The sequence below is a fragment of the Leucobacter chromiiresistens genome, assembly GCF_001477055.1.
In the GTDB taxonomy this organism is placed as follows: domain Bacteria; phylum Actinomycetota; class Actinomycetes; order Actinomycetales; family Microbacteriaceae; genus Leucobacter; species Leucobacter chromiiresistens_A.
In genome coordinates this window covers 1-5,587 of the sequence record NZ_LDRK01000120.1, presented here as the reverse complement: position 1 = coordinate 5,587, position 5,587 = coordinate 1, and the positions used below count along the sequence as shown (strand labels likewise).

Genomic DNA, 5,587 nt, shown 5'->3' with positions numbered 1-5,587 from the left:
GCTCGGCGTGGGTCGCGCCGTACTCTCGGTCGCCGGTGTTGCCGACCGTGCCGCCGAGCGCGCGCGCCATCACCTGGAACCCGTAGCAGATGCCGAGCACGGGGATGCCGAGGTCGAACACGCTCGCGTCGAACGCGGGCGCACCCTCCTCGTACACCGAGGAGGGTCCGCCCGAGAGCACGATGCCGAGCGGGTTGCGGGCCTGCACCTCCGCCGCGGAGATGGTGTGGGGAACGAGCTCGGAGTACACGCCGGCCTCGCGCACGCGGCGCGCGATGAGCTGCGCGTACTGCGCGCCGAAATCGACCACGAGAACCGGTCGGTGGTCCGTTTCCGGCTGTTCAGACAGAGTCGCCATTATCGCTTCAGGGAGCCTTTCGAAGTCGTCGCGGCCGGGGCCGCGGAGGGTGGGGTCGAGGCGTCGGACGCGAGCGCGCCCTCGCGGGAGTCGAGGAAGCCGTTGACCTCGCGCACGATGCGGGCCTCGAGGAAGAACGACATGAACGGGATGACGCCGCCCAGTGCGATGAGCAGGAACTTCAGGAAGCCCCAGCGCATCGGGCTCCACAGGAGGAAGTCGGAGACGAGGTAGACGACGTAGAACCATCCGTGAGCGATGAGGATCGCCTTGAACAGGTCGAACCCGCTCGCCTGGAAGTCGGACTCGATGCCCTCGGGTGCGAGTTCGTAGAAGTGCGCGAACCCGTCGTCGGTGAAGAGGAAGAGCTGCACGTTGAACGCGTACTTCATCACCATGACCGCGCAGAGCAGCAGGAGCATGACGCCCGTGATCACCGAGGTCACCTTGTAGAAGCTCAGTGCTTTCCGAATGCGCGGGTAGTCGGCGGGCTTGGGCTGCAGCTGCATGATATCCATTCTACGGCGGGCTGACGGCGCCCGAGACCGGGGCGCCGAGTGGGTGTCAGGCGTCGGCCTCCGCCTCGAGCAGGAGCATCTCGTGCTCCTTCTCCCACGCGTCGCGTGCGAGGCGGTACCAGAAGAAGATGGCGAAGCCGCCGAATACGAGCCACTCGAGCGCGTAGAAGACGTTCAGCCAGTTGACGGCGTCGGCGGGCAGCGGCGCCACGGAATCGATCGGAGCGAGACCTGCCGCGTCGAGCAGGGGGGCGGATCCCGGGTCGTCGTGCAGCACCAGGTATCCCGAGTAGACGGGGCCGTCGACGGCGCTCCAGATATTCGCGAGCGCGGCAGGCGACATGGCGCGCAGCGTGAGCGGATCCTCGTCGGCGTCGGGCACGCGGGGCCCCTCCGGGGGCATGTACCGTCCCGTGATCTCACGGGCCTCGGCGGAGGTCCGCTCGGCGGCCAGCGTCTCCGCCGCGCGCTCGGCATCGGCGACGGTGGCCGCCCAGCCGATCGCGACGGCGAGGTGCGCGCCGGGCTCCGCGTCGGGCCCGTCGGTCACGAGGTTCCCCACGACCCACGCCCCCGTCGCGCCCCCGTTCTCGCGGGGGGCGACGACCGAGAAGTCGTCGACGACGAAGCGGCCTCCCAGCCGCACGACGACGCCGGCACCCGCATCGGTGACGCCCTGATCGAAGGAGGTCACGCTCGCGAGCGACCGCTCCGACTCGGTGTCCACCTGCTCCTGCTGCTGCGACTGCACCGCGATCCCCGCCTGCCACTGCGCGAGCGCGGCGAACGCGACGGCGATGCCGAGTGCGAGGAGGAGGGCCAGAATCCAGCTCGGTCGGCGCATCACCTGGGCGAGCGTCGGCTCTCCCAGGTACTCGACCTTTCGCGGCGACATCGACCGGGGCTCAGCGCTCGGCGTACACGACGCCCACGCGCTGGAACTCCTTGAGCTCGGAGTAGCCCGTGGTCGCCATCGCACGGCGCAGGGCGCCGATGAGGTTCGCGCTGCCGTCGGCGACGTTCGCCGGGCCGTTCACGATCTCCGCGAGCGGCGCGACGGATCCCACCTGCACCCGTCGTCCGCGGGGCAGGTCCTCGTGGTGCGCCTCCTGGCCCCAGTGCCAGCCTCGACCCGGCGCCTCGGACGCCTTGGCGAGGGCCGTGCCGAGCATCACCGCGTCCGCGCCGCAGGCGATGGCCTTGATGAGGTCGCCCGAGGTGCCGAGACCGCCGTCTGCGATCACGTGGACGTATCGGCCGCCCGATTCGTCGAGGTAGTCGGAGCGGGCGCCGGCCACATCGGCGATGGCGCTCGCCATGGGTGCGCGGATGCCGAGCGTGGCTCGGGTGGTCGACGACGCACCGCCGCCGAAGCCGACGAGCACGCCGGCGGCACCCGTGCGCATGAGGTGCAGGGCGGACTGGTAGGTGGCCGCCCCGCCCACGATCACGGGGACGTCGAGCTCGTAGATGAACTCCTTGAGGTTGAGCGGTTCGCGCCCCTCCTGCGAGACGTGCTCCGCCGACACGGTGTTGCCGCGGATCACGAAGAGGTCGACGCCCGCGTTCACCACCGTCTCGGTGAACTGCGCGGTGCGGTGCGGCGACAGGGCGCCGGCGACGGTCACGCCCGCCTCGCGGATCTCGCTCAGGCGCTCGGTGATCAGCTCGGCCCGGATCGGCGCCGCGTACAGCTCCCGCATGCGCGCCACCGCGGCGATGTCGTCGTCGATGCCCGCGAGCTCCTCGAGGAGCGACTCGGGGTTCTCATGGCGGGTCCAGAGCCCCTCGAGGTTGAGCACGCCGAGACCGCCCAGCTGCCCGAGGGCGATCGCCGCGGCGGGCGACATGACCGAGTCCATGGGTGCGCCGAGCACGGGGATGTCGAACTGGAACGCGTCGATCGTCCACGCGGTCGAGACGAGCTCGGGGTCTCGGGTGCGACGCGTCGGCACGATGCCGATCTCGTCGAAGGTGTACACGCGACGTGCACGCTTGCCGCGGCCGATCTCGATCTCGTTACTCACCCGCCCAGTCTATCCGGAGGCGGCTGGGCGAACCGAGCGCGGCGGGTCGCGCGCGCACCCCGCATGCACGGAGGGGCCCGGCTCGCACGCGAACCGGGCCCCTCCGTGCGCTTCGTCAGCGCTTGTAGTTCGGCGCCTCCACGACCATCTGCACGTCGTGCGGGTGCGACTCCTTGAGCCCCGCGGAGGTGATGCGCACGAAGTTGCCGCGCTCCTTCAGGTCGGCGATCGAGCGCGCTCCCACGTAGAACATCGACTGCCGCAGACCGCCGATCATCTGGTGGCTGACCGCGCCCACGGGCCCGCGGTAGGGCACCTGGCCCTCGATGCCCTCGGGGATCAGCTTCTCGTCGCTCGGCACGTCGGCCTGGAAGTACCGGTCCTTCGAGTACGACGTGCGCTCTCCCCGCGTCTGCAGCGCGCCGAGCGAGCCCATGCCCCGGTAGTTCTTGAACTGCTTGCCGCCCACGAAGACCAGGTCGCCGGGGCTCTCGTCGGTGCCCGCGAGCAGGGATCCCATCATCACGGACGACGCGCCCGCGACGAGCGCCTTCGCGATGTCGCCCGAGTACTGCAGCCCGCCGTCGGCGATCACCGGAACGCCCGCGGGGGTCGCCGCCTTCGCGGCCTCGTACACCGCGGTGACCTGCGGCACCCCGACGCCCGCGATGACGCGCGTCGTGCAGATCGAGCCCGGTCCGACGCCCACCTTCACGGCGTCGGCGCCCGCCTCGACGATGGCCTTCGCGCCGGCGTAGGTCGCGACGTTGCCGCCGATGACATCCACGCCCGCGAACGCGGGGTCGGCCTTGATCTTCGCGATGATGTCGAGCACGCCCTTGCTGTCGCCGTTCGCCGTGTCGACGACGAGCACGTCGACGCCCGCCTCGACGAGCGCGCCGGCGCGCTTCCAGGCGTCGCCGAAGAAGCCGACTGCAGCACCGACGCGCAGGCGACCCGCCTCGTCCTTGGTGGCCAGCGGGTACTGCTCCTCCTTGTCGAAGTCCTTCACCGTGATGAGCCCGGTCAACCGCCCCTCGTCGTCGACGAGCGGCAGCTTCTCGATCTTGTGCTCGCGGAAGATCGCCGCCGCGTCCTCCCGCGAGATGCCGCGCGGGCCGGTGATGAGCGGCATCCGTGTCATCGCGTCCTCGACGCGCACCTGGGAGCGGTCCTTCGGGTCGATGAAGCGCATGTCGCGATTGGTGATAATCCCGAGCAGCACGTCGTTCGAGTCGACGACCGGCAGGCCCGACACGCGGTACTCGCCGCAGATGGCGTCGACTTCGGCCACCGAGGCGTCGATGGAGGTGGTCACGGGGTTCGTGATCATGCCCGCCTCGCTGCGCTTCACCCGATCGACCATCTCGGCCTGATCCTGGATCGACAGGTTGCGGTGCAGGATGCCGAGGCCGCCGTTGCGGGCCATCGCGACCGCCATGCGGGTCTCGGTCACGGTGTCCATCGCCGCGGAGATCAGCGGGATCTGCAGGCGGATGCGCCGTGTGAGCTGGGTCGAGGTGTCCGCCTCGCTGGGGATGACGTCGGTGTGCGCGGGGAGCAGCAGCACATCGTCGTAGGTCAGACCGGTGAACGCGAAGGGGTCACGCTGTTCCATGGAACCTCTATCTGTGTCGTGGGTGGGGCTCTCAGAGATTCGCGGGCGACCGGGATGCGGTGCCCGTACGGTCTCTCAGTCTAAGGGAACGGGGGCGGTGTTCACCTGCGCCGTCGGCGAACGCCGCAGCTGCAGCACCATGTCGACGATGAGGATGACGAGTGCGATCCAGACGCCGATGAAGCCGATCCAGCGCCCCGTCGTGATCTCCTCGTGGGTGACGAGCGCGCCGTAGAAGAACCCGAGGATCGGGGTGAGGAACTGCAGGAAGCCGATGTGCGCGAGCGGCAGCCGGCGCGTGGCCTCGCCGAAGAGGATCAGCGGGATCGCGGTGACGATGCCGCTGAGCAGCACGAGCGCCGTCACGCCCGTTCCGAACGTGAACGCGGTGAGGCCGGAGGTGGCCGCGATGACGGCGAGCTGCGCCGCCGCGACGGGGAGGGTCGCGAACGTCTCCACGGTGAGACCGGTGATGCCGTCGACCGACTCGCCCGCGTGCTTGTGCACCGCGCCGTAGAGGCCGAAGGAGAGGGCGATGCCGAGCGCGATCCACGGGAACGACCCGTACGCGATCGCCGCGATCAGCACCCCGATGCCCGCCACGGCGACGGCGATCCACTGCAGGCGGCTGAGGCGCTCCTTGCGGAATACGACGCCGATCAGGATCGTGAAGAGCGGGTTGATGAAGTACCCGAGCGCGGTCTCGAGCACGTGCCCGGTCATCACGCCGATGACGAAGATCTGCCAGTTCGCGTACAGGAAGAGGGCGGAGAGCGCGAACCACCCGAGCAGCCGCGGGGTGCGCAGGATCGCGGCCACCCGCCCCCACCCGCGGGTCGCGGTGACGAGCAGCAGGCAGAAGACGAGCGTGGTGGCCACCCGCCACGGCACGACTTCGAGCGGGCCGACCATCGCGATGAGCCCGAAGTAGAAGGGGAACGCCCCCCACCAGAGATACGCTCCGAGACCGAATCCGAGTCCCGCACGTGATCGACGCATCGGAGCAGTCTACTCCCGTTCGGCTCTCCCATACGACGGCGGCCCCGCCGATCCCTCGAGGGATCGG

Annotated in this window: 6 protein-coding genes; all 6 read right to left on the bottom strand. The window is 69.9% G+C overall.

Annotation, left to right across the window (positions count from 1 at the left end):
* Nucleotides 1-349: glutamine amidotransferase-related protein (locus NS354_RS12260; protein WP_206542614.1), on the bottom strand; the 349-nt coding region annotated here is incomplete at its 3' end.
* A gap of 8 nt (nucleotides 350-357) precedes the next feature.
* A complete protein-coding gene (locus tag NS354_RS12255) occupies nucleotides 358-867 on the bottom strand; it encodes a DUF3817 domain-containing protein (RefSeq protein ID WP_058594742.1) in 510 nt (169 codons plus the stop codon).
* A 55-nt stretch (nucleotides 868-922) separates the two neighbouring features.
* On the bottom strand, nucleotides 923-1,771 hold the full coding sequence (locus tag NS354_RS12250; protein WP_241490537.1) for an SURF1 family protein: 849 nt from the start codon (nucleotides 1,769-1,771) through the stop codon (nucleotides 923-925).
* A 10-nt stretch (nucleotides 1,772-1,781) separates the two neighbouring features.
* Entirely contained in the window at nucleotides 1,782-2,903 is a 1,122-nt protein-coding gene (locus tag NS354_RS12245; RefSeq protein WP_058594741.1) for a GuaB3 family IMP dehydrogenase-related protein, read from the bottom strand.
* Between the two features lie 115 nt (nucleotides 2,904-3,018).
* The gene (gene guaB / locus NS354_RS12240) at nucleotides 3,019-4,521 is read right to left on the bottom strand and encodes an IMP dehydrogenase (protein WP_058594740.1); all 1,503 of its coding nucleotides are present in this window, start codon (nucleotides 4,519-4,521) and stop codon (nucleotides 3,019-3,021) included.
* A 75-nt stretch (nucleotides 4,522-4,596) separates the two neighbouring features.
* Nucleotides 4,597-5,520 carry an EamA family transporter RarD gene (gene rarD / locus NS354_RS12235; RefSeq protein ID WP_058594739.1) on the bottom strand — a complete coding sequence of 308 codons (924 nt, stop codon included), beginning with the start codon at nucleotides 5,518-5,520 and terminating at the stop codon, nucleotides 4,597-4,599.
* Between the last annotated feature and the right edge of the window lie 67 nt (nucleotides 5,521-5,587).